This is a genomic window from Enterobacter mori LMG 25706, assembly GCF_000211415.1.
Taxonomy (GTDB): Bacteria; Pseudomonadota; Gammaproteobacteria; order Enterobacterales; family Enterobacteriaceae; genus Enterobacter; species Enterobacter mori.
This window is the reverse complement of record NZ_AEXB01000133.1, coordinates 1-2,397: the sequence shown is the minus strand read 5'-3', so window position 1 is coordinate 2,397 and position 2,397 is coordinate 1. Positions and strand designations below refer to the sequence as shown.

The 2,397-nt window shown below is 42.5% G+C and carries 3 protein-coding genes; 1 reads left to right on the top strand and 2 read right to left on the bottom strand.

What is annotated here, in order from left to right; genetic code table 11:
* Positions 1-680, top strand: a 680-nt coding sequence (locus ENTMO_RS26025; protein WP_010426176.1) for a pyocin knob domain-containing S74 family peptidase, incomplete at its 5' end; no start/stop codon positions are given.
* Between the two features lie 38 nt (positions 681-718).
* Here ENTMO_RS26025 and ENTMO_RS23585 read toward each other — a convergent pair.
* On the bottom strand, positions 719-1,405 hold the full coding sequence (locus ENTMO_RS23585; RefSeq protein WP_010426174.1) for a hypothetical protein: 687 nt from the start codon (positions 1,403-1,405) through the stop codon (positions 719-721).
* A 147-nt stretch (positions 1,406-1,552) separates the two neighbouring features.
* A partial coding sequence (locus ENTMO_RS23580) for a tail fiber domain-containing protein (protein WP_010426172.1) occupies positions 1,553-2,397 on the bottom strand: 845 nt, incomplete at its 5' end.

Sequence of the window (2,397 nt, the reverse complement as noted above, 5' to 3'; positions counted from 1 at the left end):
TCGGTTTGGGAAGTAGCGCTACGAAGGACGTCGGAACGGCAGCCGGGAACGTCATGCAAGTGGGAGCATTTGGATTACCTACTGGTGATGCCAGGGTATTTAAAACAGACTCGGCAGTTGCTCCTGATGGGACAAACTTCAACAACCTTACAGAGCCAGGAACTTATCGTTTACTTTTGGATATGTCGAAATCAACCTTAGGACCTATCTCAAGTTGGTATGGGTATGTTCAAAATTATGTTCGTATTGCCGATGTAGCGCTAACGCAGTTTTGTTTGCCGTATCCAAGCCAAACTGATGCTGGACGATTTTTTTTCAGGGGTTACAACACCAATGCCTGGAGCCCGTGGAAGGAGATCATGACTTCAGCGGTGTCGGATAGAACTATGAAAAACGTCGGTGATGACCTCGATCTGGAAGAGGCGCTGCTTAATATCTGCAGGATGGAATTCAAGCACTTCACTTTTAAGGATGATGAAACGCAGACCCCACGACGCGGGGTGATATCTCAGCAGATTGAAACGATTGATCCCGAATACGTGAAAGAAATAGGCGGCATACTGCATCTTGATCAGACGCCAATGTTGCTCGATGCGCTGGCAGCAATAAAAACGCTTGCATTACGTATTATTGTTTTAGAGGAACAGAGCAACGCAAAGGCTTCTAGAAGCGAAGGTTAAGCTTAAGAGGAGCTTAAACGCTATGGTACAGCTTCTAATTACTTTTGATGCTTGTTTAGCGCCACTTCAATTTCAAGAAGATATGCTTCCAAAGATTCTGTAAAAAAGTCTAAAACATTAGGATGGAACCCCACTGAGCTTCCATCTTTGAAAAAATATTTTGGAAAATCATTCATTAATCTAGTGATTTCCTTAATTTCATTACCGTCAGGGGTTATAAACTTTGCATCATTATGAGCACAACTATTCCTTAATTTTATGATCCTTTTTATTTGCGCGTAGTGTTGCGAGTCTTTTAAACCAATAACTCGCGAGATAAATAAGTTACTTCTTTCGAAACCATTCCCTTTGAGATCATTTACTTTAACACTTACTTTGTGCTTTTTGGAAAAGTTGTCACATACGTTATCCACTTCATGCTCAATCATGCCGAAAATGGTTAGAAAAGCAGATCTGCGCATTAAACTAGGATGATAAACTGTATGAATTTTGTCTGTGGATTCGACGAGTGATTCTGGTATGGAGTCTATAGAATCAATTATGCCTTGTTGGTCTTGTATATAGTCGAAAACTGCAGGGCCATTTTTCTGATAGTCATCGTTCATTGCTCGAATAGCTTTTTCAGTTTGGTAGTTAAAGCTTTTAATTGTTGCTAAGGTAAAACCAAAGTTATGCATAGCAAAAAATGTACTAAGAAACCATTTGTAGTGGTGCGTTTTTGGCATGATTTTACTTTCCAATCAACATTTTTAGTTATGAATTTTACACAATGCATATTATCTGAATAAAATTTATAAGCCAAGATATGGTTTGATGCGCTTACGGTTCAAATCATGGCGTCAGATTTGGTTATGTGTTTCCACTGAAATCTGTCAGCTTAAATTTGTGCTAAAAAACCGTAGTTCAGCCAGTTTATTTTCAAGGATCTGTAGCCGTTCGGCTAGCTCTTTAATTGCTTCAACATACAGTGCGCTCATTGCGCTGTAGTCAACGGTTTTGAGGTCGTTAATCTCTTCTCCGGTCCTTGTGGTGCCGGTTGCGCCAGAACTTACAGCAACGGGCAGCACTTTTTCCAAATCCTGAGCAATAATGCCTGCGCTGCGCACCGATTCTGATTCAGTGAGTTGAATGCCAAACGTATAACCCGTCAGGGAACAAATCTTCTCCAGAGCGTTACCGACGGGCTCTTTGTCGAATTTAACTCGCTCATCCGAAGTCTGGTTCACTGAAATACAGGTAAACCTGCCATCAGCCCCGAAAGAGAAGCTATAGCCATTTGCTCCACCATTATCATTATTATCAGGCCTGAGCCGGATGGTACCTTCCTTGGGCGCATAGATTACCCCTCGAGATTCAATCCCTCCCGCACCGTAAAACCACACGTGAGCGTTCTGTGCATCGCTGGAGGCCCATACGTTTGATGACGTTACGGCTCTTAGTGAGCCACCTGCGTTAATGCTGCCGGAAGAAGTTATGCTGTTCTGGCAGGTGATAGGATTTCGAAACTCAAAACTGTCACCGATAAAAGTGTATTTTCCTGCATAGAAAGTAAAATCACCCTTTCCCATCCCACCATTTGAATTGCCACCACACAGGATGCGCGCGTCATAGTCGTTAGTGCCAATAAAATGGAAATCAACAAAGCTCGCAGAAGAGGCCTTTTTAGCTCCAATTTCGAGGCTTCCGAAGTTGGCTGTGACGCTATCTCCTAAACCGA

Bases quoted from the DNA above. Each gene is read 5' to 3' on its own strand.
- ENTMO_RS23585 (WP_010426174.1), bottom strand. From the start codon at position 1,405: ATGCCAAAAACGCACCACTACAAATGGTTTCTTAGTACATTTTTTGCT.